The sequence below is a fragment of the Streptomyces sp. NPDC031474 genome, from assembly GCF_055581185.1.
Map to the genome: position 1 here is coordinate 239234 of NZ_JBVIJX010000001.1, position 26235 is coordinate 265468.

The window sequence follows — 26235 nt, forward strand, 5'->3', positions numbered from 1 at the left end:
ACGAGCGTGAGGTGTCCGAGTCCGAGCGGCTGCTGTTCGGCGGCCCGCTCCGCTACGACATGGGGTGGAACCAGCACCGGGACGCCTTCCTGGAGCTGAACTTCCGCGCCATGATCATCCGACTTCCCTCCCTGCTCTCCACCAGTCTCCGGCTGGCCCGCCAGGCCGACCCGCGGGCCGCCCGGATCGTGCTGGCCGCGGAGGCGGGACGGGGAGTGACGCAGGCGGTGAGCCTGCTCGCGGTGAACTCCGTGCTGGGCCGGCTGGTCACCGGCGGCTCGATCGAGGACCGGCTGCGCGGCGCCGCTCCCGCATTGGTCGCGATGGCCGTCGTACTCCTCTTCGGGGCGCTGTTGCGGGCCGCGTCGACGTATGCCACCGGGCGGCTGGAGCCCAAGGTGGAACGGGTGGCGACCGAGCTGTACCTGGAACGGGCGGCCGGGGTGGAACTGGCCGCGATCGAGGACCACGCCTTCCACAAGCTGCTGGACACCGCGCAGTACGGCGCCCGGTCCGCCTGCCGGATGATCACCTACGGCACGCGTGTGGTGAACGCGCTGATCTCGCTGGCCGCGGCGGCCGGCGTGCTCACGGTGCTGCATCCGCTGCTGCTGCCGCTGCTGGTCACGATGACGTTGCCCAGCGCCTGGAGCGCGCTCACGAACGCCCGGCGACGCTACGAGTCGTTCCACACCTGGGTGCAGCACGCGCGCGCGGGTCATCTCATCGCGAGTCTGCTCACCGAGCCCGCCGCGGCGCCCGAGATCCGTGTGCACGGCGTCGGCCCGTTCCTGCTGCGGCACTTCCGCTCGATGTCGGAGACCGCGGAGGCCGAACAGGCCCGGCTGGCCCGGCTCGCCGCCCGCACCGGCCTGATCGCGGCCGCCTGGACGGGTCTCGCGACCGTGGCGACCTACGCCACCCTCGGTGCTCTGCTGCTCACCGGGACGATGGCCCTGGCGGTCGCGGGCACCGCGGTGATCGCGATCCGCAGCGGTTCCGCGAGCCTGAACACCCTCGTCGTGGAGGTCAATCAGCTGCACGAGGAGGCCCTGTTCGTGGGCGACCTGCAACGCCTGTACGTCGAAGCGGCCGAACAGGCGATCCCGGAGGGCGGCGCGGCCCTGCCGGAGGAGCCGCGCGAAATCCGCTTCGAGAACGTCACGTTCGGCTACCCGGGTGAGTCGGCGCGCCCCGCCCTCGACGACGTGACCCTGACACTCCCCCTCGGCCGGATCATCGCGCTCGTCGGCGAGAACGGCTCCGGCAAGACGACCCTGGTGAAGCTGCTCGCCGGGCTGTACAAGCCGGACCGGGGGCGGATCCTGTGGGACGGCGTGGACGCGGCGGGCGCGGACCGGCACCAGTTGGCCGAGCGGGTCGCGATGGTGGCGCAGGACTTCAAGCGGTGGCCGTTCACGGCCCGGGTCAACGTGGCCATCGGGCGCAGTGCCGCGCCGCTCACCGAGGAGCGGCTGGCCGCGTCGGTCGCCGAGGCGGGCGCGCAGGAGGTGGTCGAGGATCTGCCGCGAGGTCTGGACACCCTGCTGGCCCGGCACTTCAGCGGCGGGCATGAGCTGTCCGGCGGTCAGTGGCAGCGTCTCGGCATCGCGCGGGCGGCCTACCGGCGCGGGCGCATCCTGATCGTGGACGAGCCGACGGCGGCGCTGGACGCCCGGGCCGAGCTGGAGGTGTTCGAGAAGATCCGTGCACTGGCCGGCAGCGGCCAGACGGTGGTCCTGATCACCCATCGGCTGGCGTCGGTCCGGCATGCGGACCTGGTGCACGTCCTGGACCAGGGCAAGCTGGTGGAGTCGGGGACCCCGGACGAGTTGCTGGCGGGCGGGGGCGTCTACGCCGAGCTGTACGCGCTGCAGGCCGAGCAGTTCACGGCTCGGGTGCCCGTGCCCGCCCCGTCGCAGGCGGGCTGAGGGGTCACCGCGCGGCGTCGCCGCCCCGGACGACCACCAGGAAGGTGTCCGTGGCGAGGTCCATGACGACCTCGGCGGGCAGCCCCTCCATGCGTCGGGCGTGCGCGAACTCCTCCGCAGGCCACGACCCGCGCGGCCCTCCCGCGGGAAAGCGTTCGAGCACGGTTCGCCCGTTCACCATCTCGCACCTCCGATAAGCGTCAAAGCATCGTGACTTGTAGGAGTTAACGCTCATCGGACCGCGAACGCCTCGCTCAGTTGCGGTACTGAGACGTAGTTGACACGGGTCCGGCACGGACCGTGAGGATCCGGTCACGTTCCGAACGCACCGGACACTGTACGTGGCTGCGAGGTCGCGCGCAGGGCTCGGACGGCGGTGCAGGCTCGGGGCTATACGGCCATCGGCAGGACCGGCGGGGTCGCCGGCAGGCCCACCCGCTGCGTTCGGGCGGCGAGTTCGGCGAGGAGCTCGGCGAGTCGTTCGCGGTGGCGGGGGGTGAGTCGTCCGGTGTCGTCGAGGTGGACGGCGCAGGCGGTGGTGGTGTCGACGAGACGTTCGAGGAGGGCGGCGACCTCGTCCGTGCCCTCGGTGTGCCGGGCGAGGGCGGGCAGTTCGTGCGCGGCGAGGGCGATGGCGGTGCGGGCCTCGGCGAGGGTGCGGTAGGCCTCGCGGCGCAGGGTCCAGCGGGCTGCGCGGTCGTCGGAGCCGTCGAGGACGTGGGTGAGGTAGGCGTGTGCGGCGCCGGCGGCCGTGGCGAGCCGGGCGCGCACCTGGCCGCCCCGCTCCCCCGGCATCGGCAGGTGGCCGACGATCAGGACGATCGCGCAGGCCAGGAGGGTTTCCGCGATCCGGCTGAGGGAGGCCTGGGGCTCTCCGCCGACCATCACCAGGGACAGTACGAGCACGGTGACGACGGCCGTCTGGGCCGCGAAGTGCCGGGTGGACACGGGTATCAGCGCACCGCAGAGGGCGACCAGCGCCACGAGCCCCTCGGGGCGGGGCAGCACGGCGGCGAACCCGGCGAAGAGCAGCGCCCCGAGCACGGTTCCCGCGGCCCGGCACAACACCCGGGACACCAGGGGCCCGAGGTCGGGCTTGACCAGGAAGACGGCGGTGGCGGGCAGCCAGTACCAGTGCGTGTGCTGCCCGTACCAGTGGGAGTGGTGCAGTCCTTGCGCGATGGCGGCGCTGGCCCCGAAGGACAGGCCGACCCGCAGCCCGTACTCGCGCCCGCCCGGCCCAAACGCGGTGCGCAGCAGGTCGCGGGCGCCGCGCCGACGGGTGTGCAGGTCGCCGCCGTTCCCCTGGTCGAAGGCGTCGGCGGCGTGCAGCAGGGCGTCGTCGAGGGCGCGCAGCGCGGGCGCGGACCGGGAGGGCGCGGGCAGCGGCCCGGTGTGCGAGTTCTCCCGTACGGCGGCGGCGAGCCGTCGGGGCCCGGCCGAGGCCCGGCCGGCGACGGGCTCCCCGCTCCAGGCGAGCGCGGTCGCGGCTTCGGCCAGGGGCAGCGCGGCGGCGTACTGGGCGTGCAGCCGCCGCTCGGCCGCGGAGCTGGCGTAGCGCCGCAGCCGGGGTCCGGCGAGGGCGTCCTGGGCGTGGTCGAGGGCGGCGGTGAGCGCGGCGCGGCGGTCGGTGGCGTGCTCGGTGCCGACGGCGTCGAGGAGTTCCGCGACGGCGTCGTAGACACGGGCCACCGCGTCCCGTTCCCCGTCGAACCGGAAGTCGCCGGTCATGGCACCCGGCGTGGGCAGCGCGAGCCGCAGGGCGAGCAGCCAGCCGGCCCCGGCGAGGAAGGCGAGGGCGAGCAGCGGTCCTGGCTCCGGCACCGGCATCCCGGCCCCGATCGCCGCCGCGACCAGCAACTGCGTGCCCGCCCCGGAGGCGACGGGCCCGATGGCGCTCATCCCGCCGGCGACGAGGCCGAGGCCGGTGAGGACGACCGTCAGTTCGACGGCTCCGACGTGAGCCCCGACGTACGTCCCGACGAGCAGCCCTCCCGCTCCCGCGAGCGCGGGAGCCCCGAGCCGCCGGACGGCGGCCCGCCGGCTGCCGGGCCGGTCGTTGATCCCGGCGAGCATGGCGGCGATGGCGGCGACGACCCCCAGGGACGTCCGCCCGGCGAGAACGGCGACCAGCAGAAGGGGCCCCGCGGCCAACGCTCCCCGCGTGACCGCGCTCCAGGGCACGGGCCCGCGCTGGGCACGCAGGGCGTGGGCGAGCCAGGGCGGGAGAGCGGTGTATACGCGGGAGCGAAGGGATGCGGACGAGCGCGGGGACACGAAGCTCCTGTCGTGACGAGGGCGGGGGTGTGCCTTCGGGCGACGGTGGCCGGGGCGGTCGGGTCAGCGACGAGCTGTGAGCTGCGTCGAGCTGTTGTGAACTGTCGTGAGCTGTTGTGAGCTGTGGTGTCCACGGTAGAGGGCGGTCTTGGAGAGGTTGGGACGGTTGCGTTTCGGCGAGGTGACGTCCGACCCGAAACCCGCTTTCTTTATGAACGCAACGCCGGCGGAGGAGGTGTCATGCCCAGGCACCCATCAGCTGGTCCACCGCGGCGCGATCCGTCTCCGTGGCCGAATCGCCTGTCGCCCCTGGTCACAGGGTGATTGGGCATTCTTGGTAACGAAAGAGCGCATTTCCGGCCAGAAACGAACGAAGGCCCTGTTACCACAGATCCCGGTGGCGGTGACGGGTCGGCGGGTGGTCCAGTTCCTCGGCCGCGGAGAGGAGAGCACCTGGCGAGGCCGCCCGGAGGCGGTTGCGGACGGTCGAGCGGAACACGGCCAGAGCGGCGCGCGCACGGGACTCGTACGGGCCGTCGACCTGCGCGTTCAGGGACCGGGGGAAGGTGTAGGCACAGAAGGTGTGCACCAGTTGGACGGGCACCGGGCGACGCCGCTCGCGCCGCGCACGGGTCAGTTCCTGCGCGCTGTAGCGGAGTGCGACGAGGCGGTGGCCGGTGTCCAGGTTCAGACTCTCGGCCGGCCAGTGAGCGGGGTTGACGCGGTGTCGGGGGCGGACGTGATGGACGGTTCGGGACATGGCAGACCTCCGGGGCCCGCCGGGACTTCCGGCATGGCCCATAAGAAGTCCGCCGCCGTGAAACGGCCGAGACGCTTGCTCCGCACGGGAGGAAGCCTGGCGAGGGAGGGGCGGAGTTGTCCAACGGTTATCCGTCGCGAGGCGATTGTCAGTGGGGCGCGCTTCAATGGGAGACGTCGTCACAGTGCGTCACGACGGAAGTGCGGCGGGGGGAGCGGGTCGTGGAGAGGTATGTGGAGGACGGACGGCGGTACGTGTCGCTGGCCGGACTGCGGATGCGGGGATGGACGGGCGCGCTGGTGCACCGGCTGCTGGGGCCGCCGGACCGGCTCAGCGTCGACCCACGCGCGCGGGCTGCACCGCAGGTGCGCCTCTACCGCGTCGAGCGGGTCGAGGCGGCCGAGCGTGACGAGGAGTTCCGAAGGGGCCGCGCCCCACGGGCACCCGACCCCAAGGAGTCCCCGTGAACCGCCCCGCCACCGCCCCGGCGGCCGCTCCCATGCGTCCCCGTCCGCTCGACCCGGCGATCGCGCGCCCGGCCCGGCAACCGTGCGGGTCTGCGCCCCTGTGGGCTACGGCCCTGCGGTGCTGCGGTGCTGCGGTGCATAGGACTCCCCGGCTCCACGGCCCTACCGCCCTGCGGCTCCACAGCCCTGCGGCTCCACCGCCATACCGTCCCTGCGGCTCCCAGCCCTACTGCCCTGCGGCTCCACCGCCATACCGTCCCTGCGGCTCCATGGCCCTGCGGCTCCCAGCCCTACTGCCCAGCGGCTCCGCAGCCCCGCCGCTCCACAGCCCCTGCTGCCCCCGCTCTTCCGCTGGCCCGCGGACGCTTCGCCGCTCGTCCGGCCTGCCCGTTCCCGCCGCTTCTCGGCCCTTCGCTACTCGGCGCGCCACGCGCGCCGTTTCGGTACCGGCTTTGCGTAGCTTCCCGCGCGGCTGGTCGTCAGGCCCAGTCCCACCAGTGCCTCGGCCAGTTTCACTGCCGCCCCGACGCCGTCGACGACCGGCAGGCCGAGTTTGTCTCCCACCGCCTGCTGCAGCCCCGTCATGCCGGCGCAGCCGAGCACCAGCACTTCAGCGCCGGCTTGACGGGCCCGCTCGGCGGCCGCGAGGAAGGCCGCCTCCGTGCGGTCGGCGTCGCCCAGGTCGAGAACGCCGAGACCGGTGCCGACGACGGCGGCGCAGTTGCGGCCCACCCCGGCCAGTTCCAGGCTGTCCTCGATCTGACCGCAGGACCGTTCCAGGGTGGTGACGACGCCGTAGCGGCGGCCCAGCAGACAGGCCAGATGGGCCGCGGCCTCGGTGATGTCGACGACGGGCACGTCGACCAGCTCCCGTACGCCCTCGCGGCCGTGCTCGCCGAAGCCGGCCATGACGACGGCGTCGTAGGGCGGGCCGTCGTAGGTGCGCAGGCGATCGATGACGGCCGCGGCCGAGAGATAGCTGTCGAGCCAGCCCTCCGCCGACTCGGGTCCCCAGTCGGGGGTCAGGCCGATCACGGCGGTGCCCGGACCTGCCGCGGCCCGGGCACCTCGCACGATCTCCTCGGTCATCTCCTGCGTGGTGTTGCAGTTGGTGACGACGATCCGCACGTTCCGCACGCTTCTCAGACCTCCACGGGCTTGTCGGGAGCGATCACCAAGGACCCTGCCGTCCGCTCACTGCGGCACAGCAGCAGGTACAGGCCGGCCCCGAGGGCCGTCCCGATGAACCAGGAGTACGGGGCCACGTCGCTGAACGTCTTCACCAGCGCGAGCACCGCCGCGACCGCCGCGGAGGGCAGGAACGCCCACAGGGCCTTGGGGTTGACGCCCTTGCGGTAGTAGTAGCGGGAGCCGGGGGTGGCGTCGAACAATTCGTTGACGTCGACGCGGCCGCGCTTGACCCAGTAGTAGTCGACCATGATCACGCCGAACAGGGGGCCGAGGAACGCGCCGAGGCCGCCGAGGAAGTAGTTGACGACGGTCGGGTTGGAGAAGAGGTTCCAGGGGGTGACGACCAGTGCGGCGACCGTGCTGATCATGCCGCCGACCTTGAAGCTGATCTTCTGCGGCCAGACATTGGCGAGGTCGTACGCCGGTGAGACGAAGTTGGCGACGATGTTGACGCCCATGGTGGCGATGGCGAAGGTGAGCGCGCCCAGGACCAGCACCCAGGTGTTGCCGACCTTGGCGACCAGCTCCGCCGGGTCGGTGATGGCCTCGCCGAACACCTCCAGCGAGCCGGCGGTGACGATCACGGAGACGACCACGAACGCCGTCGAGTTGAGCGGCAGCCCCCAGAAGTTGCCCCGGCGGACCGTCTTGTAGTCGGGTGCGAAGCGGGAGAAGTCGCAGAAGTTCAGCATCAGCGTGCCGTACGTGGCGAGGATCAGTCCGATCGCGCCGAACCACTGCCGCCACTGCTCGCCCACGGAGACGGGGTGCGGGGTGGAGGTGAGCGAGATGGTCCAGCCGGCCTTGGACAGGACCCAGATCGCCAGCGCGATCATCACCAGCCAGATCGCCGGACCGCAGAAGTCCTGGAACTTGCGCACCGACTCCATGCCCTGGCTGATGATCAGCGCCTGGATCAGCCAGAGGGACAGGAAGGACACCCAGCCGAGGGCGTCCAGGCCCAGGAAGGAGCTGTGCGTCCAGGACTCCAGGCCCGGCCAGGCCGCCAGCAGCATCACGTTGACGGCGACGGAGGCGAGATAGGTCTGGATGCCGTACCACATGATGGCGATCACGGCGCGGATGAGGGCCGGGATGTTGGCGCCCCAGACGCCGAAGCTGATGCGGCTGACCACCGGGAAGGGCACACCGTGACGCTGGCCGATCTTCCCCATCCAGTTCATGCCGATGTAGATGAGCACGAAGCCGACGAGGAGGGATGTGAAGATCTGCCACACGTTCATGCCGAGGACCAGCAGGCCGGCGGCGAAGGTGTAGTTGCCGAGGTTGTGGACGTCCGACATCCACATGGCGAAGAGGTCGAAGACCTTCCAGTTGCGCTGCTCGGCGGGCGCGAGGTCTTCGTTGGTGAGCCGGGGGTCGGGGACGAACGCTGGTGCGCCGGTGGCTTCGGCGCTGTCGGCGAGGGACACGGTGCCTCCATGGGCAAGGGGACGAAGGAGGACTGCTGGCCAAGCGTTTGGTATACCAAACTGCCGACATGGTCCCGCCGTCAAGCGTTCTGACCGATGTCCTTCCTGTTACGGCTCCGTAAAAGCCCCCTCGCATCGGAGAGGATGGGCCCATGACGAAGATCGAACCGGTCGAACCGATCGGAGCGGTGCGCGAGCGCGTCCTGGTCACCCTGCGGCAGGAGATCATCGCCGGTCGGCTGCGCCCCGGCGACCGGCTCGTCGAACGGGAGCTGGCCGACCGGTTCGGCGTCTCCAGGGTCCCCGTCCGGGAGGCCATCCGGGCACTGGTCGCCGAGGGCTTCGTCCTGTTCGAAACCCCCCGCCGCACGGTCGTACGGCGACTGAGCCCCACCGACGTGAAGGAACTCTTCGAACTGCGCGAGGCGTTGGAGGTGTACGCGGCCGGACTGGCCGCCGCCCGCGCCACCCCGGAGGACCTCGCCGACCTACGGGAACTGCTGGCGAGCGCGGCACACGCCACCGAGACCGGGGACGCCGAAGCGATCACCGACATCAACACCCGTTTCCACGACCGGCTCCTCGCCATGGCCGGCAACACCCTGCTGATCTCCGTCATGGAACCGGTCGGCGGCCGCCTGCAATGGCTCACCCGACGCAACGAGGAATGGCCCCAACTCCTCACCGAACACCAGGAGCTCTACGACGCCATCGCCTCCGGCGACCCCGAGCGCGCCCGCGCCCACGCCCTGAACCACGTCCAGGCCAACTACCGCTCCACCGTGCGACACCTCTTCGGGACACCGGCCGACACCACGTCCTCAGAACCGTCCGCGCAGCCGTCCGCACAGCCTTCCACCCGGTCTTCCGCCTAGACTCTGCCGACCCTTCGGACAGGTGTCCGACAGGGGATTCGCAGAAACGGGACGGAGAACATCAACATGGTCAGCAGACGTGGGCTGTTGAGCGGGGCCGCACTCGTGGGGGCGGGCGCGGTGACGGGCGTGATCGGCGGCGCCGGGAGCGCGGCCGCCGCCGCCCCACTGGACACCCCGTTCACACCCGTCGGCGTACCGCATCTCGCCGAGGCCGAGCGCATGGTCCAGTACCAGCGACTCCTGGCGGCCGGTCACCTGCCCACCGGCCTGAGCGGACACTGGCCCCTCGACGGATCCGGCGCCGACCTCTCCGGCCGCGACCACCCCGTCTCCCTCGGCCCGGGCGCGAGCTGGACGACCCTGCGGGCAGGCGGCGAACTCACCCTGAACGAGGCGTACGCAGCCACCGCCTCCGTACTCGACACCACGACCGCGTTCACGGTCTCCGCCTGGGTACGCCTCGCGGACGACGCCGTCCTGACGAAGATGTACACGGCGGTCAGCCAGGACGGCAGCGGCTGCAGCCGCTTCCTGCTCCAGTACGACGACGCGGCCGGCGCCTGGGCGTTCAAGGTGCGCTCCGAGGACCAGAGCGTCAAGATCTCCGCCCTCGGCACCACCGCCCCCGCGCTCGGCAAGTGGACCCACCTGACCGGAGTGTGGGACGGCGCCCGCGTCCGCCTGTATGTGAACGGCGTACTCGAAGGCACCGCCGACGCCACCCTGTCCTGGGCGGCGCCCCAGGGCTTCAACATAGGCCGGGCCCGCTGGAACGGCGCATACGTCAACCAGTTCAAGGGCGCCGTAGACGACGTCCGCGCCTACGGCCGCGCCCTCGGCGCCGACGAAGTCTCCCTGATCAGCGGCCGCACGGCCCGACTCAACAACGTCTACTTCCTCGGCTCCCCGTCCAGCCTCACCTGGGGCACCCCCGACGACCTGTCCAGCTGGATCGCGCTGGCCCGCTGCTCGTCCTTCGTCACCCGGGTGCTGAACCACACCTACGGATGGGCCACCGACGCCTACTTCACCCAGTACTTCCAGGACCGCATCCCCGAAGCCGCCGACTACCGCCAGGCCTTCGCGAGCGGCGCCGCCGGCCCCCGTTTCCAGCAGATCCGCAAGGTCACGGACCTCCGGCCCGGCGACCTCATCGCCGTGGACTACAGCGGCCAGGTCGAGGGCAACACCGGCCACATCGTCATGGTCCGCGAAGTCAAGGGCGTCTTCAGCGGAGTCGGCGACTTCACCGGAGAGACCCAGTACGCCGTCGAAGTGGTCGACTGCACGGCCGAACCGCACGGCGTGTACGCGCTGACCAACTACCCCAAGTACCCCGACACCCGCATGGTCAGCCTCGTGAAGGAAGAACAGTTCCAGGGCGTCGGCATCGGCCACATGATGTTCTACGCCTCCAATGCCACCGGGGAGTTCTCCCGCTACCGGTGGAGCGTCAACACCGACCGGGACGGCGCCCACCCCGTCTCGTCACGGCCGCTCGCCGCGGCCCGCATCGTCTGACCCGAGCGGCGTCAGCGCCGGGCGTACCCGTCGGTGGCCGCGACCAGCGCCTCCGCCACGCCCGGTGCCCCCGCGTCGTGCCCCGCCTCGTCCACGACCACCAACTCGCACCCCGGCCAGGCGTGATGGAGCCGCCACACGGTGCCGAGCAGGTTGCCGAAGTCGAGGCTGCCCTGCACGAGGGTGCCAGGGACGCCCTTGAGGAGGTGGGCGTCCCGCAGCACGGCGCCCTCGCCGTCCAGGAAGTGACCGTTGCCCCAGTAGTGGGTGACGGTGCGGGCGAAGCCCATCCGGAACACCGGGTCCTCGAACCGCTCGACGGACCGCGGCGGCGCCGGAATCGTCGCCGTCTCCCAGTCCGTCCACGCCCGCGCCGCCCGCTCCCGGACCTCGGGATCGGGCGATTCGAGGAGCCTGTTGTATGCGGCCGCCAGGTTGCCGGCCCGTGCCTCGCCCTCCGGCAGCCCCGCCAGAAACCCCTCGAACGCCTCCGGGAACACCTTCCCCAACCCCCTGGTCAACAGGTCCACCTCGGCATCGGACCCCGTCGCGACCCCCGTCAGCACCAGCTCGCTCACCACCCCGGGATGCGTCTGCGCATACCGCAGCCCCAGCACCGACCCCCACGACACGCCCCACACCAGCCACCGCCCGATCCCCAACGACCGCCGCAGCGACTCCAGATCGGCGAGGAGGTGAGCCGTCGTGTTGACGCTCATGTCGGTGCCGTACGCACTCGCGTGCGGGGTGGACCGCCCGCACCCGCGCTGGTCCAGCAGCACGATCCGGTACGCGGCGGGGTCGAAGAGCCGCCGGAAGTACGGCGCACTCCCGGAACCCGGCCCCCCGTGCAGTACCAGCGCGGGTTTGCCCCGCGGGTTCCCACAGGTCTCCCAGTACACGCGGTTGCCGTCCCCGACATCGTGCATGCCGTGGTCGTACGGTTCGATCTCCGGATACAGGCCCATCGAGGCACCGTACGATCCGACACGGGCCTACGTCGCCCCGATATCGCCCGCCGTCCCGGCCAGCCCCGCCGCCCGTGCGGCCGAGTGCAGCACGTCCCGCAGCATCCCGGGGGTGAGCCGGCCGGTGAAGGTGTTGCGCTGGCTGACATGGAAGCAGCCGAAAAGGTCGAGACCGGGGCCGTCGTCCGGGCCGGCGAGCGGCACCCGGGTCCCGTGCGCGAAGGCAGGTCGAGGCCGGGGCACCGTCCAGCCCGCCTCCGCGAACGCGGGCAGCGCGGCCTGCCAGCCGAACGCGCCGAGCACGACGACCGCGCGCAGCGTCGGCCGCAGCAGCCGCAGCTCCTGCACCAGCCAGGGCCGGCAGGTGTCCCGCTCCCCGGGGGTGGGCTTGTTGGCGGGCGGCGCGCAGTGCACGGGCGAGGTGACGCGCACGCCGCACAGCTCCAGCCCGTCGCCGGCGGAGACGGAGGTGGGCTGCGAGGCGAGTCCCACGTCGTACAGCGCCTGGTAGAGCACGTCCCCGGAACGGTCACCGGTGAACATACGGCCCGTACGGTTCCCGCCGTGCGCGGCCGGAGCGAGCCCGACGATCAGCAGCCGGGCATCGGACGGCCCGAACCCGGGCACGGGCCGCCCCCAGTACGTCCAGTCGGCGAAGGCCGCCCGTTTGGTACGAGCCACCTCCTCACGCCACTCCACCAACCGAGGACACGCCCCACAGCCCACGACCCGACGGTCCAGCTCGGCGAGGGCGGCGGGAGCGGTGCGGGCGGCGAGTGCGGCGCGGGCCGAATCGGAGGTGACGTCGGGGCCGGAGGGAGCGTCGGGGGCGGCCATGTCCCCACGGTACGACTGCACGGGACAAATCCTGGAGAGGGGCCCCCTCCCCCTCCCCTCCCGCCTCCTGCCTCCTGCCTCCTGCCCCGCCTACTCCTCCACCGGCACCGCCCTCACCCAGATCCGGTCCTCTGTCAGGTATCGGTCCACCCTCAGGCCTGCCTCCGCCAAGGCCTGCTCGAACTGGTCCTTGGTGAGTGCGCGGGTCCGGAAGGTCTGTGTCCATACCGCGTCGGGGAACTCGTACTCCGCGCGCACGGAGCGGACGCCGTTCTCGAGGGGCCCGGCCGAGGACATCCGTACGGTGAAGCCGCTCGGGTCGACGCGTTCACGCGGCAGGTGGGTGTGGTAGTCCTCTCCTTCTCGTTGGATCAGCAGGCATCCGCCCTTGGCAATGTGGCGTGCGCAGGCGCGCAGCATCCTTCTGCGCACGTCGACGTCTCCGTTGTGCACGAGGAACGAGGCGAGCATCACGACGTCGAATGTCTCGCCGAGGTCGAGGTCTTCGATCGGGCTGCATATGGTGCGCGCCCCGCGGACTCGCTCCAGCATTTCGGCGGACTCGTCCACCGCTGTGACGGTGAAGCCCCGCTCCACCAGGGCGTGGGTCACTCGCCCGACTCCGCTGCCCAGCTCCAGGAGGTGCGCGCCCGGGGGGACCGCCGCGGAGATGATGTCCGGTTCGTCCTTCACGGGGAGGCGCGAGTAGAACTCGACCGCGCAGCCGTCCGGCGTGATCGCGCCGGGGCCTGTTCCTTCGTATCCCTGTCGCATGTGTCGTCGCATGCCCGTCCAACGGGCGGGCTGTGTCGGAGCGTTCCGCATCCTGGTGGGTTCACTCGTTCGAGGGAGAGGTGTCTGTTCGAGCAACCTTCGGGGCGGCTGGACCGGCTTTTCCGCCGAGCGCTTCTCGGCGGCGTCGGGGCTCCTGTGGAGAACGTGGGTGCCGAAGAGTACGTTGCAAGGAGGAGCGGTGATCGGGATGCGTACGGGCAGTGAGCCGACGACGGCGCGCAGTGCACTGAGGATGCGGCTGTGGCTGTCTCTGTGGGGGCTGGCCTGGGCGATCTTCGGGACGGCCGCGTTCACCCTGGCGGGGCGCCCGGGGTGGGCGGCGGCGTGTGGGGTGCTGTGGCTGGTGATCACCGTGGATCTGGTGATGATCGTCCGGCACATCCGGCAGGGCCCGCACTATCAGCCGGGGCGGAACATTCCTCCGTACCGGCCGCCCGAGCACCGTCACCCCTGACGGGCTCACCGTTGACATGCTCCCCCTGACGGGCCGGCGCTGACGAGGGCCGTTGTCCCGTCGGGGTCGCCCTCAGGTCTCGAAGCGGGCTGCTTTCAGGTACTGCGGGTTGGGGTCGAGCGCGGCGGCCAGCCGGAAGTGGCGCTTGGCCTGGTCGCCGCGGCCCTGCCGCTCGTAGGTGCGGGCGAGCGCGAAGTGCGCGAACGCGTTGTCCGGCTCGCGCTCCAGGACCACGGTGAACTCCAGCTCTGCGGGGCGCAGTTGCGCGGCGGCGAAGAAGGCACGCGCGCGTAGCAGCCGGGCGGCGGTGTTCTCGGGGTGCGCGGCGATGACTTGGTCGAGCAGCTTCACCGCGCCCCGCGGGTCCCGTGCGGCGAGGAGTCGCTCCGCGGCACGGAAGTCGATGACGTGAGTCTCCGGAGTACGTCCGGTCGAACCTGCGGTATCGGGCACGGAAAAATCCTTCCCTTGCTCGGAGGGTTCAACGCGCGGAGCGCGGACCGCTATTCCGGGGCGGTCTCGTGTGGCGGGTGCGCTCGGCGTACGAGGTCGGCCCACACGTCCTGCACGCGCCGTCGCAGATCCGGGAGCGGTACGTCGTTGTCGATCACGATGTCCGCGATCTCGCGGCGTTTGTCGCGTGTCGCCTGGGCGGCCATGCGTGCGCGGGCGTCGTCCTCGGTCATGCCGCGCAGCCGGACGAGCCGGTCGAGTTGGGTGTCGGGGTCGGCGTCGACGACGACCACGATGTCGTACAGGGGGGCGAGGCCGTTCTCGGTGAGGAGGGGGACGTCGTGGACGACGACTGCGTCTTCGGGGGCGGTCGCCTCCAGTTCGCGGGAGCGGGCGCCGACGAGGGGGTGCACGATCGAGTTGAGGCGTGCGAGTTTCTCGGGGTCTGCGAAGACGATCGAGCCGAGCCGGGGGCGGTCGAGGCTGCCGTCCGGGGCGAGGACGGCGTCGCCGAAGGCGTCGACGACCGCCGCGAGGCCGGGGGTGTGGGGTGCGACGACTTCGCGCGCGATGCGGTCCGCGTCGATGAGTACGGCCCCGCATTCGACGAGCAGCCGGGACACCTCGCTCTTGCCGGCGCCGATCCCGCCGGTCAGGCCCACCTTCAGCATGAGCGGAAGCTTAGGGCCTGCCGGTGACATTGCACCCGGCAGGCCCTTGTGGGCTGTGGGGGTGGTCAGCCTTCGCCTTCGCGCTCTGCGAGGAATCGTTCGAACTCGAGGCCGATCTCGTCGGCGGAGGGGATGTCGACGGGCTCGGCGAGCATGTTGCCGCGGGTTTCGGCGCCGGCGGCGGCGTCGTACTGGTGTTCCAGGCCCTGGACGAGGGAGGTGAGCTCGTCGTCGCCCTCCTGGATCTGGCGCTCGATCTCGGTCTGCGTGCGGTGGGCGTCGGTGCGCAGCGCGTGCGCGATGCCCGGCAGGACCAGGCCGGTCGCGGCCGTGACGGCCTCCAGGACGGTCAGGGCGGCGTCCGGGTAGGTCGAGCGGGCGATGTAGTGGGGGACGTGCGCGGCGACGCCCAGGATGTCGTGGCCGGCTTCCATGAGGCGGTACTCGATGAGCGCTTCGGCGCTGCCGGGGACCTGTGCCTCGTCGAAGGGGCTGCGGTGGCCGGGCATGAGGTCCGTGCGGTTGCCGTGGGGGGTGAGGCCCACGGGGCGCGTGTGCGGGACGCCCATGGGGATGCCGTGGAAGTTCACCGAGAGGCGGACGCCGAGGCGCTCCACGATCTGTTTGACGGCGACGGCGAAGCGTTCCCACTCCACGTCCGGTTCGGGGCCGGACAGCAGCAGGAAGGGTGCTCCGGTGGTGTCCTGCACGAGTCGCACTTCGATGGCCGGCTCCTCGTACTCGGTCCACCGGTCGCGCTTGAAGGTCAGCAGCGGGCGGCGGGCGCGATAGTCCACGAGCCGGTCGTGGTCGAAGCGGGCGACGAGTTGGTGGGGCAGCGAGTCGAGCAGCCGGTCGACGATCTGGTCGCCGGTCTCGCCCGCGTCGATGTATCCGTCGAAGTGGTAGAGCATGACAAGTCCGGCCGACTCCTGTGCCAGCGCCATGTCGACGACTGCCAGGCCTTTCGGCTCCCATGCGTACAAACCCTGCGGATCAAGCACTTGGACCGCTCCTCCTCGTGTTCCTACTGCACAACGCCCGCGGGGGCGTGGGCATTCCCGCTGGAGGTCCTTGATCAGCTGACTGTTGCGCAGTGCCGTACGGCAACGCTGAGGGCCCGCACCTCGAAAGGTGCGGGCCCTCAGTCAGGATGAGCTAAGAGCTACTGCGAAGCAGAGCTACTGCTCGGTGGGCGTCAGCTCTGCCCACCGGCCAGCTTCTCCCGCAGCGCGGCAAGCGCCTCGTCCGAGGCCAGCGCGCCGGAGGTGTCGGCGCCCTCGGAGGAGTAGGAGCCGCCGCCGGTCGCGGCCGGAGCCGCACCCGCGGTGTCGCCGCCCTCGGCAGCGGCCTTCTCGTCCGCTTCGCGGGACTTGATGACCTGCGCCTGGTGCTGCTCGAAGCGCTGCTGCGCCTCGGCGTACTGGTGCTCCCACGCCTCGCGCTGGGTCTCGTAGCCCTCGAGCCAGTCGTTGGTCTCGGGGTCGAAGCCCTCGGGGTAGATGTAGTTGCCCTGGTCGTCGTAGGACGCGGCCATGCCGTACAGGGTCGGGTCGAACTCGACCGAGGCCGGGTCGGCACCGAAGGACTCGTTGGCCTGCTTCAGCGAGAGGCTGATGCGACGACGCTCGAGGTCGATGTCGATGACCTTGACGAAGATCTCGTCGTTGACCTGGACGACCTGCTCCGGGATCTCCACGTGGCGCTCGGCCAGCTCGGAGATGTGGACCAGACCCTCGATGCCCTCGTCCACGCGGACGAACGCACCGAACGGAACCAGCTTCGTGACCTTGCCGGGCACGACCTGGCCGATCTGGTGGGTGCGGGCGAACTGCTGCCACGGGTCTTCCTGGGTCGCCTTCAGCGACAGGGAGACGCGCTCGCGGTCCATGTCGACGTCGAGGACCTCGACCGTGACCTCCTGGCCGACCTCGACGACCTCGGAGGGGTGGTCGATGTGCTTCCAGGACAGCTCGGAGACGTGGACCAGACCGTCGACGCCACCCAGGTCCACGAAGGCACCGAAGTTGACGATCGAGGAGACCACACCGGAGCGGACCTGACCCTTCTGGAGGGTCGTGAGGAACGTCTGGCGGACCTCGGACTGGGTCTGCTCCAGCCAGGCACGGCGGGACAGGACCACGTTGTTGCGGTTCTTGTCCAGCTCGATGATCTTCGCCTCGAGCTCCTTGCCCACGTAGGGCTGGAGGTCGCGGACGCGGCGCATCTCGACGAGGGAGGCCGGGAGGAAGCCACGGAGGCCGATGTCGAGGATGAGGCCACCCTTGACGACCTCGATGACGGTACCGGTGACGATGCCGTCCTCTTCCTTGATCTTCTCGATCGTGCCCCAGGCACGCTCGTACTGAGCGCGCTTCTTGGACAGGATGAGGCGGCCTTCCTTGTCCTCCTTCTGGAGGACGAGGGCCTCGATCTCATCGCCCACGGCGACGACCTCGTTGGGGTCGACGTCGTGCTTGATGGAGAGCTCACGGCTCGGGATAACGCCTTCGGTCTTGTAACCGATGTCGAGCAGGACCTCGTCCCGGTCGACCTTCACGATGACGCCGTCGACGATGTCGCCGTCGTTGAAGTACTTGATCGTTTCGTCGATCGCGGCGAGGAAAGCTTCCTCGTTACCGATGTCGTTGACCGCAACCTGCGGGGTGGTGGCGGTGGTCTCGGTGCTGCTCGTCATGTGGGAAAGGGCTCCGGTTACGGACAGAAAGTCGTAGGTACTGCTACGCCGGGAGCCCGTGATCGCTCTGAAGAAGCCGGACAGCTTAGGAAGCGCCACACCAGAAACTGGTGATGGCACCTCGAGAACCGAGGGGACATACAACAGATGCGAGCGCAGCCTGCTACGTCTGAGGTGCGCAGGCCCGCAGCGCAACTTGTAGCATACGGGGGCAGCCGGGCAGGGTCAATGCGCGAAGGCGCACACCCGGGGCGGATCGCCGCATAACCGGCACACAACCTTTCTCCCGAGGCCACGCAGGCCGCAGGAAGCCCCTTCGGTGACACCAGGTGACACCGTCGGGCGGGTTGCACGGAAGAGTACGACGAGGGAGCCGATCATCCAAGAGCCCGCATCGTCCGAGACGGCCTTCGAGCCGGAAGCCACCCGACGTGATGCCGACGTCGCCGAGAGTTCCCGGGCCAACCGGGGCTGGTGGGACCGCAACGCGGACGAATACCAGATCGAGCACGGCACCTTCCTCGGCGACGACCGCTTCGTGTGGGGTCCCGAGGGCCTGGACGAGGTGGAGGCCGAGCTGCTCGGCCCGCCGGAGGAGCTGAAGGGGAAGGCCGTCCTGGAGATCGGCGCCGGCGCGGCCCAGTGCGCGCGCTGGCTGGCCGCGCAGGGCGCGCATCCGGTGGCCCTGGACATCTCCCACCGCCAGCTCCAGCACGCGCTGCGCATCGGTGGCGCGTTTCCGCTGGTGTGCGCCGACGCGGGCGCGCTGCCCTTCGCGGACGGCTCCTTCGACGTGGCCTGCTCGGCGTACGGGGCGCTGCCCTTCGTGGCCGATCCGGTGCTGGTCCTGCGGGAGGTGCGGCGGGTGCTGCGTCCGGGCGGCCGTTTCGTGTTCTCGGTGACCCATCCGATCCGCTGGGCGTTCCCGGACGAGCCGGGTCCCGAGGGCCTGTCGGTGTCGTCCTCGTACTTCGACCGCACTCCGTACGTCGAGCAGGACGACGAGGGCCGCGCGGTGTACGTGGAGCACCACCGGACGCTCGGTGACCGGGTCCGTGACGTCGTGGCGGGGGGTTTCCGGCTGGTGGACCTGGTCGAGCCGGAGTGGCCGGCCTGGAACTCGTCGGAGTGGGGCGGCTGGTCCCCGCTGCGCGGGAACCTGATCCCGGGGACGGCGATCTTCGTCTGCGAGCGGGACTAGGACGGAACCAGGACGACTGTCCCGGGGCCTGTCCCGCGCCAGGCGTCCTGGGGCAGGCGTCCTGGGGCAGGCGTCCTGGGCCAGGCGTCCTGGGCCAGGCGTCCTGGGCCAGGCGTCCTGGGCCAGGCGTCCTGGGCCAGGCGTCCTGGGGCAGGCGTCCTGGGTGGCGTTGCGTGGCGTTCTCCCAGCCCCTACCTCCTAACCTCCTACGCACGCGCGCACGCATGCGCGCGTGCGTAGGTGTTTTCGGTGGCGTATGACACTAGGGGCGTGATCCCCCGTGACGACGCTCTCGACGCGCTGCCCGTGCGGGCCGCGCTGCCCGCTCTGAACGACGCTCTGGACGGGCACGGCGCCGCGGTCCTGGCCGCGCCGCCCGGTACCGGCAAGACGACGCTGGTGCCGCTCGCGCTGGCCGGGCTGCTGGGTGGGGGCCCTGTGCGGCGGGTGGTGGTGGCCGAGCCGCGGCGGATCGCGGCGCGGGCGGCGGCCCGGCGGATGGCGTGGCTGCTGGGCGAGAAGGTCGGGGAGAGCGTCGGGTACACCGTGCGCGGGGAGCGGGTCGTGGGGCCACGCGCGCGCGTGGAGGTCGTCACGACCGGTGTGCTGTTGCAGCGTCTTCAGCGCGACCAGGAGTTGACGGGCGTCGACGTGGTGGTGCTGGACGAGTGTCATGAGCGGCATCTCGACGCGGACACCTCGGCCGCCTTCCTGTGGGATGTGCGTGAGACGCTGCGGCCCGAGCTGCGGCTGGTGGCGGCGTCGGCGACGACGGACACGGCGGGGTGGGCGCGGCTGCTGGGCGGGGCGCCGGTGGTGGAGGCCCACGGGACGTCGTACGACGTCGAGGTGGTCTGGGCGCCGCCGCCGCGGCCGGTGCGGCCGCCGCACGGGATGCGGGTGGATCCGGTGCTGCTGGCTCATGTGGCGTCGGTGGTGCGGCGGGCGTTGGCGGAGCGGTCGGGGGACGTGTTGTGTTTCCTGCCGGGTGTAGGGGAGATCGTGCGGGTCGCGGGGCAGCTCGGGGAGCTGGGCGGGGTGGATGTGCTCCAGGTGCACGGGCGGGCGCCGGCGGCTGTGCAGGACGCGGTGCTGGCGCCGGCCGCGCGGCGCAGGGTGGTGCTGGCGACGTCGGTGACGGAGTCCTCGCTGACGGTTCCCGGGGTGCGGGTGGTCGTCGACTCGGGGCTGGCGCGGGAGCCGCGGGTGGATCACGCGCGCGGGTTGAGCGCGCTGACGACCGTGCGGGCGTCGCAGGCGGCGGGGCGGCAGCGGGCGGGGCGGGCCGGTCGGGAGGCGCCGGGTGCGGTGTACCGGTGCTGGGCGCAGGCGGAGGACGCCCGTCTGTCGCCGTTCCCGGCCCCTGAGATCAAGGTGGCCGATCTGGCCGCCTTCGCTCTTCAGGCGGCCTGCTGGGGCGATCCGGACGCGTCGGGGCTGGCGTTGCTGGATCCGCCGCCGGGCGGCGCGATGGCGGCGGCGAGGTCCCTGCTGACGGCGATCGGCGCGGTGGACTCCGCCGGTCGGGCCACCGGGCGGGGGGTGCGGTTGGCGCGGTTGGGGCTGCACCCCCGGCTGGGGCGGGCGTTGCTGGACGGGGCCGCGGCGGTGGGAGTGGAGCGGGCCGCGGAGGTGGTCGCGCTGCTCAGCGAGGAGGCTCCTCGGGAGTACGGGGATGATCTGGTGGCCGCTCTGCGGGCCGCGCGGCGCGGGGGTGACGCCTACTCCGGGCGGTGGCGGGCCGAGGTGCGGCGGCTGCGGTCCGTCGTCGCCGGCGTTTCCGGGCCGCCCGCCGGATTTTCTCGCCCGTCCGCCGGTGATCGCCCGTCCGCCGGTGACCGTCGTCCGGTGGACGGGAACGTGGACGGGAACGTCGAGGGTCTCGTCGTCGCTCTCGCCTTCCCCGAGCGGGTCGCCAGGCTGGACGGTGGTTCCTACCTCATGGTGTCCGGGACGCGGGCCGAGGTCGGTGAGGGGACCGGGCTGCGGGGTGCGGCCTGGCTCGCTGTCGCCGTCGCCGACCGGCCCGTGGGGAGGGGGCACGCGCGTGTGCAGCTCGCGGCGGCGGTGGACGAGGAGGTCGCCCGGCTCGCTGCCGGGGTACTGCTCGACGAGCGCGACGAGGTGCGCTGGACCGACGGGGACGTCGTGGCGCGGCGGGTGGAGCGGCTGGGGGCGGTGGAGCTGGCGGTGCGGCCGCTGCGGGACGCCGACGCCGGGCTCGTCCGCGGTGCGCTGCTCGAGGGGCTGGAGCGGGACGGGCTGGGGTTGCTGCGGTGGTCGCCCGATGCGCACGTGCTGCGGCAGCGGCTGGCGTTTTTGCGGCTGCGGCTCGGGGAGCCGTGGCCCGACGTCTCGGACGCGTCGCTGTACGCGCGTGTGGACGAATGGCTGGAGCCCGAGCTGGGGCGGGCTCGGCGGCGGGGCGATCTGGGGCGGATCGACGCCGGAGTGGCGCTGGGCCGGCTGTTGCCCTGGGCCTGCGGTGAGGCGGGCCGGCTGGACGAGTTGGCGCCGGAGCGGATCACCGTGCCCAGTGGGTCCAGGATCCGGGTCGACTACGCCGACCCGGAGCGGCCGGTGCTCGCGGTGAAGTTGCAGGAGATGTTCGGGCTTCAGGAGTCGCCGCGGGTGGCGGGGGTGCCGTTGGTCGTGCATCTGCTGTCGCCCGCCGGGCGGCCGGCGGCCGTCACCGCCGACCTGGCCTCGTTCTGGAGGGACGGCTACCCGGGGGTGCGGGCGGAGTTGCGCGGCCGGTATCCGAAACATCCGTGGCCAGAGGATCCGGCGGGCGCCGAGCCGACGCGGTACACCAGCGCGCGGCTCAGGCGGTGACCGGCTGCGGCTGGGCGGGTTCGGCGGGGGCCGGCCGGGCGGGGCGGCGGAAGCGGGCCTCCAGGTAGAGGGAGAGGGACAGCAGCAGGGCGCCGAGCAGGAGGAAGGTCCAGGGCAGATAGGACGTCAGCATGAGGACCAGGGTGCGGTTGGACTTGACGACGGACAGCGTGTGGTCGACGAAGTCCTCGCGCATCTTCACGTGGCCGGCGAATGCGGTGACCTTGGCGCGGCCGCCGAGGAGGGAGCCGCCGCGCAGTTCCTCCTGGTGGTTCTCCTCGGCGTAGACGGGTGCTCCGGTGACCGGTTCGACCCAGAACTTGCGGACGGTGGTGTACCAGCGGGTGGTGCCGGTCTTGGCGACGGTCTCGGGGGTGATGCCGGCGACGGGCATCGTCCTGGGCAGGGCGACCTTGGTCCAGGGGACGGTCTGTTCGAAGTAGTAGACCTTCAGGCCGCGGAAGGTCCGGGTGCCCTTGTAGTGGATGGGGGCGCTGGTGCGGGTCTGTGCGTCGAAGTACTCGTAATCGCGTTTCTGTGTCAGGAAGGGCCACTTGAACTCGATGCCCTGGCGGCGGACGGGGTCGCCGTCGACGCTCTCGCCGGTGGCGTGGACGGGTTCCTGGGTGTGGGCGTCGAAGATGTAGCGCTCGGGGACCTTGGAGACCATTTTGCCGTCGGGGCCCTGGACGTAGGAGAGGCCGTCCCAGACGACGACGTCGCGGCCGGCGGTCTTCTCGATCTTCTCGGAGGCCTCCACGTCGCCCTTGAGGGTCTGCACGATGGTGACCTTGGGGACGGTGCGGGCGGTCATGGTGCCGTAGTCGAGGAGGGTGGCGTTCTTCGCCTCCACGACCATGGTCTGGTATTCGTTCGCGGGGATCTTGGCCAGGCGCGGGAAGGCGTACCAGCGCAGCAGTGGGGACAGTGCCGCGCAGAACACGGCGAGGGCGAGCAGGATCAGGCTGGCCTTGCGGCGCATCTCGGCCTCCCTCCGGGGTGGTCAGGGGTGTGCGGGCACTGTCGTCAGCAGGGGTTTCGGGGAGGTCTTGCCGGTCGGTGTGCCCAGTGCGGTGAGGGTGAGGACCAGGGCGAGCGCGACGGCGAGACCGGTCGCGGCGGCGATCAGGGCACGCATACGGACCTCCCGGAGCTGACAGGTCGTCAGGTGCGGCACCGTAGCAACGGACGGGCGAGAAGAGAACACGTCGCACACGACGACGGCGGCGCCCCTTCGGGAGAAAGGGGCGCCGCCGTTGTCGCGGAAGGTGCTGCGGAGAGGGTGTTACGGGGTGGGCGTCGTCGACTCCGACCCGCTGGGCGTGGGGCTCGGGGTCGGGGTCGGGGTCTCGGACGGCGCGGCCGTGACGGTCAGTTCGACCGTGAGAGTCGCTCCGCCGGTGGTGGTGATGCGCAGCAGGTATGTGCCGGCGTTGTCGTCCGCGTACAGCTTGGGCAGTTGCAGCAGGCCGTTGGCGTCCGTCTGCAGGTCCCAGGTGCGCACGGGGTTGCCGGCGGCGTCCTTGAAGTAGGGACCCTTGTCGTTCGTGGTCGGGTCGCCGGCCGACTTGATCAGGGTGGCGGTGGCCGCGACCTTGTCCGCGGCGGCGCCCTTGTAGGTGGCCTTCACCTCGACCTGGTCGGCGAACTCGCCGCCGGCGGTACAGGTCAGCGCCGTCTGGCTGGTGCGGGCGAGGGCGTCGGCGGCGCGGGCGGTGACGGTGGCCTTGTAGTCGAGGGCGGAGAGGGCGCGGCCGAGGACCGTGGCGCGGACGGTGAAGTCGCCGGTCTTCTCGCCCGCCTTGAGGGCGGGGGCGAGGGCGATGCCCTTGCTGTCGGTGGCGATCGTGGCGACGTCCTCGCCGCCGGTGAAGGTGGCGTCGGTGTCGCCGACGATGGTGAAGCGGACCCTGACCTTGGCGACGGCCTTGCCGGTGGCCGTCTCCGCGCGCGTGCTGATCCGGTCGGTGTAGGTGTCGCCCGCCATGGCGGTGAGGCTCGCCGTGCCCGCGTCCTCGATGTGGTCGACCGTGTCGGTCGGTGTGGGCGTCGGCGTCGGGGTGCTCGGCTTGGAGGGCGTGCTGGGCTTGCCCGGGGTGGACGGCTTGCCGGGCTTCGTCGGCGTGCCGGGCGTCGACGGGGTGGACGGCGAGGTGGGTGTGGTGCTCGTGCCGTCGTCGCTGCGGCCGCTCGGCAGGGTGCCGGTGCCGTTGGGGACCTCGTGCGTGCCCTTGCGGTAGTACTCCAGCCACGACAGGACGGTGTTGAGGTAGTCCGTCGAGTTGTTGTAGCTGAGGATCGCGCTGCGCATCCCGGACGAGGTGGACATGTCCCAGTCGTAGCGGCACAGGTAGTGGCCGGCGGCGAGCGCGGCGTCGTAGACGTTGTTGGGGTCCTTCTTGCCGTCGCCGTTGCCGTCGCGGCCCGCCCACTCCCAGGTGGAGGGGATGAACTGCATGGGGCCTACGGCGCGGTCGTAGGTGCTGTCGCCGTCGTAGGCGCCGTTGTCGGTGTCGCTGATGTTGGCGAAGCCGACGCCGTTGAGGACCGGGCCGAGGATCGGTGTGACGGTTGTGCCGTCGGCGGTGACGTTGCCGCCGCGGGCCTGGCCCGACTCGACCTTGCCGATGGCGGCGAGGAGCTGCCAGGGCAGGTTGCAGCCCGGCTTGGACTGCGCCAGTTCCGTCTCGGCCTTCTTGTAGGCGTCCAGGACGGTCGCGGGTATGCCCGCCTCGGTGCTGCCGGTGGCGACGGGGGTGGTGGGCGAGGTCACGGTCGGGGCGGGGCTGGGGCTGTTCAGCGGCGGCAGGTCCGTGTAGTACGGCGAGTTGCCGGTGGCGCTGTCACCCGTGGCGGCGCCCGTGCTCGGGTCGGCGGACGGGGCGTCGGCGGCGGTCTGTCTGCCGTGCCCGTCGGCGGTGACGTCCGGTGCCTGGGACGCGGCCAGAGCCGCGACCGCCAGTGCGGCCACGGTCGTGTTGACCGCTCCCTTGCGCAGTCTCGTGCCGATATGCGCCGACATGAAGTGAAACCCTCCCGTGGACGCCGAACGCCCGTCTCTACGTCTGTCCTGCCGTGACGGCTGGTGCCGTGGTGGCCACCGGCATCGTTGTCGCTGGTGTCACCGGTGCCACTGGTGTGACGGTCAACCCGCCCCGAGGGTTGCACTCGTGGGCGGTTTGCCCTGCTCTGTTCTCTTGTTCGACGCGCCTTCCGGGCGCGGCGACCCAGGCGACCCTACGACAACTTCTTTTGCACCGGCACCCGTTCGGGCGTCGTTTTCACCGGGCGGTCATGTGCCGTTCGGCCGGGAACCGTGCCGCGCATACTGGACGTCGTCGATCGCGGGGCCGGCCGGCCCGCCAAGGTCCGCCCCCGGGAGCTCCGTTGCCGTTCACCCTGAGTCATGCGGCGGCCGTGCTGCCCGCCGTGCGCGGCGACGGCACCGGCCGTGGACGGCTGGTGCCGGCGGTCCTGGTGGCGGGTTCCTTCGCTCCCGACATGACCTATTACGCGGCGAGTGTCCTGTCCGGGGCCATGGAGTTCGGTGACGTCACGCACTCCTTCGCCGGTGTGTTCACGGTCGACGTGCTCATCGCGTGGGCGTTGGTGGGGCTGTGGCTGCTGGTACGCGAACCGCTGGTGGCGCTGCTGCCGCGCGACCGGCAGGGCCGGACGGCGGCCCTGACCCGCTGCGGGGCGCCACGCGCGCGTGTGGGGCCCTCCGTCGTCCTGTGGTGGTACGTCTCGGCGGTGCTCGGCGCGCTGACGCACGTGGTGTGGGACGCGTTCACGCACTTCGACCGCTGGGGCATGCGGCTGTTCCCCGTCCTCGGCGAGAAGTTCGCCGGGTCGCCGCTGTACTGGTACCTGCAGTACGGGGGTTCGGCCGTGGCCGCGGTCGTGATCGCCGTGTTCCTGACGTACGCGTTGCGCCGGGCGCCCGCCGGTGAGCCGGTCGGGGTGGCGGTGTTGTCGGTGCGGGACCGGTGGTGGGCCGCTGCCGTGATCGGGGGCTGTGCGCTGGTCGCGGCGGTGCGGCGGGCGACGCGGTGGTGGCGGTACTGGGGGCCGCGGGAGGCGAAGCCGTGGGAGCTCATCCCGACGGTGTGCTTCGGGGCGGGCGCGGGGCTGGTGCTCGGGGTGCTGCTGTACGCCGTCGCGGTGCGGCTGTGGCGTCCGGCCGGTCCGGCCGTCCGGGATGTCCTGGCCGGGCGCACGGAGTCGGCGGGGGTCAGCGGGGAGCGGAGCCGTCCGGGCGTTCGGTGAGGGGTGTCGCGGTCGCGACGAAGACAGGGACGACGGGGACGACGGGAATACGGCGGGCCGTCCGGATTCTGCGGAGCCGGCCGAGGGCGCTGAGGGCGAGGGCCAGGCAGCCGCACACCGCCTCGGCGCACAGGCGCCAGGGGTCGCGGTCCGGACGCGCGTGCGGCGCCCTTCGGCGGCCGGCCGCGGGTGCTCGTCGCTCGCCGCTGGGCGCGAGCCGCAGCACCCTTTCGGGGACGACGCGGGCGACGCGGCGGCGGAGGCGGGCGGCGGCTGTGCGGAGGGCCGTGACGGGTGTCCTGGGGACGCGGGCAGTGGCGGCGCGGGGCGCGAGGGCGGGGCGCGGTCGTGTCCAGGCAGCCGTGCCGGGGGCGAGCTGCGCGTCCGAGGTTGCCGAGGCGTGCACGCGTGCGTGGGCCTTGCGGCGGTGAAGCAGGCGTATACCCATGGCCGCATCCTGGCGGGCCGGGGCGAGCAGAGGCTTGTTCTCGGGGGCCACGCGGGTGACAGGCCCTCCGGGCAACCGACCGGCCACTGACCAGGAGCCACCCCAACGGCTGGACCCGGATCGCGGCGGGCCGGGCGGGCCGCAGTCG

At 71.6% G+C, this 26235-nt stretch carries 24 protein-coding genes; 8 read left to right on the forward strand and 16 right to left on the reverse strand.

Going from position 1 to position 26235, the window contains the following annotated elements:
• Positions 1–59: 59 nt before the first annotated feature.
• Complete coding sequence (locus tag ACZ5SK_RS01140) at positions 60–1931, forward strand: ABC transporter ATP-binding protein (RefSeq protein ID WP_334581406.1); 1872 nt, start codon at positions 60–62, stop codon at positions 1929–1931.
• A 4-nt stretch (positions 1932–1935) separates the two neighbouring features.
• On the opposite strand, the gene ACZ5SK_RS01145 is transcribed toward ACZ5SK_RS01140, so the two are convergent.
• From ACZ5SK_RS01145 to ACZ5SK_RS01155, 3 genes are all read right to left on the reverse strand, one after another.
• Entirely contained in the window at positions 1936–2112 is a 177-nt protein-coding gene (locus ACZ5SK_RS01145; protein WP_319676352.1) for a hypothetical protein, read from the reverse strand.
• A gap of 209 nt (positions 2113–2321) precedes the next feature.
• The gene (locus ACZ5SK_RS01150; RefSeq protein WP_334581017.1) at positions 2322–4208 is read right to left on the reverse strand and encodes an FUSC family protein; all 1887 of its coding nucleotides are present in this window, start codon (positions 4206–4208) and stop codon (positions 2322–2324) included.
• Between the two features lie 382 nt (positions 4209–4590).
• Positions 4591–4968 (reverse strand): hypothetical protein, encoded by a 378-nt coding sequence (locus tag ACZ5SK_RS01155; protein ID WP_468575049.1) that lies wholly within the window; start codon positions 4966–4968, stop codon positions 4591–4593.
• Positions 4969–5189: 221 nt separating this feature from the next.
• Between ACZ5SK_RS01155 and ACZ5SK_RS01160 the strand changes: the two genes are divergently transcribed.
• Complete coding sequence (locus tag ACZ5SK_RS01160; RefSeq protein ID WP_457493604.1) at positions 5190–5435, forward strand: hypothetical protein; 246 nt, start codon at positions 5190–5192, stop codon at positions 5433–5435.
• 414 nt (positions 5436–5849) lie between these two features.
• Here the strand turns inward: ACZ5SK_RS01160 and ACZ5SK_RS01165 are convergent, their stop codons facing one another.
• Both ACZ5SK_RS01165 and ACZ5SK_RS01170 read right to left on the reverse strand, forming a co-directional pair.
• Positions 5850–6563 carry an aspartate/glutamate racemase family protein gene (locus tag ACZ5SK_RS01165; protein WP_361700474.1) on the reverse strand — a complete coding sequence of 238 codons (714 nt, stop codon included), beginning with the start codon at positions 6561–6563 and terminating at the stop codon, positions 5850–5852.
• 14 nt (positions 6564–6577) lie between these two features.
• Entirely contained in the window at positions 6578–8059 is a 1482-nt protein-coding gene (locus tag ACZ5SK_RS01170) for an NCS1 family nucleobase:cation symporter-1 (RefSeq protein WP_334581014.1), read from the reverse strand.
• Positions 8060–8211: 152 nt separating this feature from the next.
• Between ACZ5SK_RS01170 and ACZ5SK_RS01175 the strand changes: the two genes are divergently transcribed.
• Together ACZ5SK_RS01175 and ACZ5SK_RS01180 are read left to right on the forward strand one after the other, a co-directional pair.
• A complete protein-coding gene (locus ACZ5SK_RS01175) occupies positions 8212–8934 on the forward strand; it encodes a GntR family transcriptional regulator (RefSeq protein ID WP_334581012.1) in 723 nt (240 codons plus the stop codon).
• A 66-nt stretch (positions 8935–9000) separates the two neighbouring features.
• On the forward strand, positions 9001–10458 hold the full coding sequence (locus ACZ5SK_RS01180; protein ID WP_468575052.1) for a LamG domain-containing protein: 1458 nt from the start codon (positions 9001–9003) through the stop codon (positions 10456–10458).
• Between the two features lie 11 nt (positions 10459–10469).
• Here ACZ5SK_RS01180 and pip read toward each other — a convergent pair whose 3' ends face one another.
• From pip to ACZ5SK_RS01195, 3 genes are all read right to left on the reverse strand, one after another.
• Positions 10470–11426, reverse strand: a complete 957-nt coding sequence (gene pip / locus ACZ5SK_RS01185) for a prolyl aminopeptidase (protein ID WP_468415183.1) — start codon at positions 11424–11426, stop codon at positions 10470–10472.
• 27 nt (positions 11427–11453) lie between these two features.
• Entirely contained in the window at positions 11454–12263 is an 810-nt protein-coding gene (locus ACZ5SK_RS01190; RefSeq protein WP_334581009.1) for a uracil-DNA glycosylase, read from the reverse strand.
• Positions 12264–12353: 90 nt separating this feature from the next.
• Entirely contained in the window at positions 12354–13037 is a 684-nt protein-coding gene (locus ACZ5SK_RS01195; protein WP_334581007.1) for a class I SAM-dependent methyltransferase, read from the reverse strand.
• 208 nt (positions 13038–13245) lie between these two features.
• Here ACZ5SK_RS01195 and ACZ5SK_RS01200 point away from each other — a divergent pair, with 208 nt between their 5' ends.
• Positions 13246–13512, forward strand: coding sequence for a DUF6343 family protein (locus ACZ5SK_RS01200; protein ID WP_334581404.1), 267 nt, complete (start codon positions 13246–13248; stop codon positions 13510–13512).
• Positions 13513–13584: 72 nt separating this feature from the next.
• On the opposite strand, the gene ACZ5SK_RS01205 is transcribed toward ACZ5SK_RS01200, so the two are convergent.
• The 4 genes from ACZ5SK_RS01205 to rpsA form a co-directional block, all read right to left on the reverse strand.
• Complete coding sequence (locus ACZ5SK_RS01205) at positions 13585–13965, reverse strand: tetratricopeptide repeat protein (protein ID WP_334581006.1); 381 nt, start codon at positions 13963–13965, stop codon at positions 13585–13587.
• A gap of 50 nt (positions 13966–14015) precedes the next feature.
• Entirely contained in the window at positions 14016–14636 is a 621-nt protein-coding gene (gene coaE / locus ACZ5SK_RS01210; RefSeq protein ID WP_334581005.1) for a dephospho-CoA kinase, read from the reverse strand.
• 65 nt (positions 14637–14701) lie between these two features.
• The gene (locus ACZ5SK_RS01215; protein ID WP_079663014.1) at positions 14702–15640 is read right to left on the reverse strand and encodes a PAC2 family protein; all 939 of its coding nucleotides are present in this window, start codon (positions 15638–15640) and stop codon (positions 14702–14704) included.
• A 194-nt stretch (positions 15641–15834) separates the two neighbouring features.
• A complete protein-coding gene (rpsA, locus tag ACZ5SK_RS01220; RefSeq protein WP_079663013.1) occupies positions 15835–17334 on the reverse strand; it encodes a 30S ribosomal protein S1 in 1500 nt (499 codons plus the stop codon).
• 319 nt (positions 17335–17653) lie between these two features.
• Here rpsA and ACZ5SK_RS01225 point away from each other — a divergent pair, with 319 nt between their 5' ends.
• The gene (locus tag ACZ5SK_RS01225; protein WP_334581004.1) at positions 17654–18535 is read left to right on the forward strand and encodes a class I SAM-dependent methyltransferase; all 882 of its coding nucleotides are present in this window, start codon (positions 17654–17656) and stop codon (positions 18533–18535) included.
• 273 nt (positions 18536–18808) lie between these two features.
• Positions 18809–21370 (forward strand): ATP-dependent helicase HrpB, encoded by a 2562-nt coding sequence (gene hrpB / locus ACZ5SK_RS01230; protein ID WP_457493684.1) that lies wholly within the window; start codon positions 18809–18811, stop codon positions 21368–21370.
• On the opposite strand, the gene pgfA is transcribed toward hrpB, so the two are convergent.
• The 3 genes from pgfA to ACZ5SK_RS01245 all read right to left on the reverse strand — a co-directional run bounded on the left by pgfA (position 21360) and on the right by ACZ5SK_RS01245 (position 24392).
• Positions 21360–22352, reverse strand: coding sequence for a cell envelope lipid trafficking protein PgfA (gene pgfA, locus ACZ5SK_RS01235; protein WP_334581003.1), 993 nt, complete (start codon positions 22350–22352; stop codon positions 21360–21362). The two genes, hrpB and pgfA, sit on opposite strands and share 11 nt — an antisense overlap.
• Before the next feature lie 21 nt (positions 22353–22373).
• Positions 22374–22508, reverse strand: coding sequence for an SPW_0924 family protein (locus ACZ5SK_RS01240; RefSeq protein ID WP_107472664.1), 135 nt, complete (start codon positions 22506–22508; stop codon positions 22374–22376).
• A 147-nt stretch (positions 22509–22655) separates the two neighbouring features.
• Positions 22656–24392, reverse strand: a complete 1737-nt coding sequence (locus ACZ5SK_RS01245) for a lytic transglycosylase domain-containing protein (protein ID WP_334581002.1) — start codon at positions 24390–24392, stop codon at positions 22656–22658.
• A 365-nt stretch (positions 24393–24757) separates the two neighbouring features.
• Here ACZ5SK_RS01245 and ACZ5SK_RS01250 point away from each other — a divergent pair, with 365 nt between their 5' ends.
• Positions 24758–25639, forward strand: a complete 882-nt coding sequence (locus ACZ5SK_RS01250; RefSeq protein WP_468575056.1) for a DUF4184 family protein — start codon at positions 24758–24760, stop codon at positions 25637–25639.
• On the opposite strand, the gene ACZ5SK_RS01255 is transcribed toward ACZ5SK_RS01250, so the two are convergent.
• Complete coding sequence (locus tag ACZ5SK_RS01255; RefSeq protein WP_334581000.1) at positions 25605–26087, reverse strand: hypothetical protein; 483 nt, start codon at positions 26085–26087, stop codon at positions 25605–25607. The two genes, ACZ5SK_RS01250 and ACZ5SK_RS01255, sit on opposite strands and share 35 nt — an antisense overlap.
• Between the last annotated feature and the right edge of the window lie 148 nt (positions 26088–26235).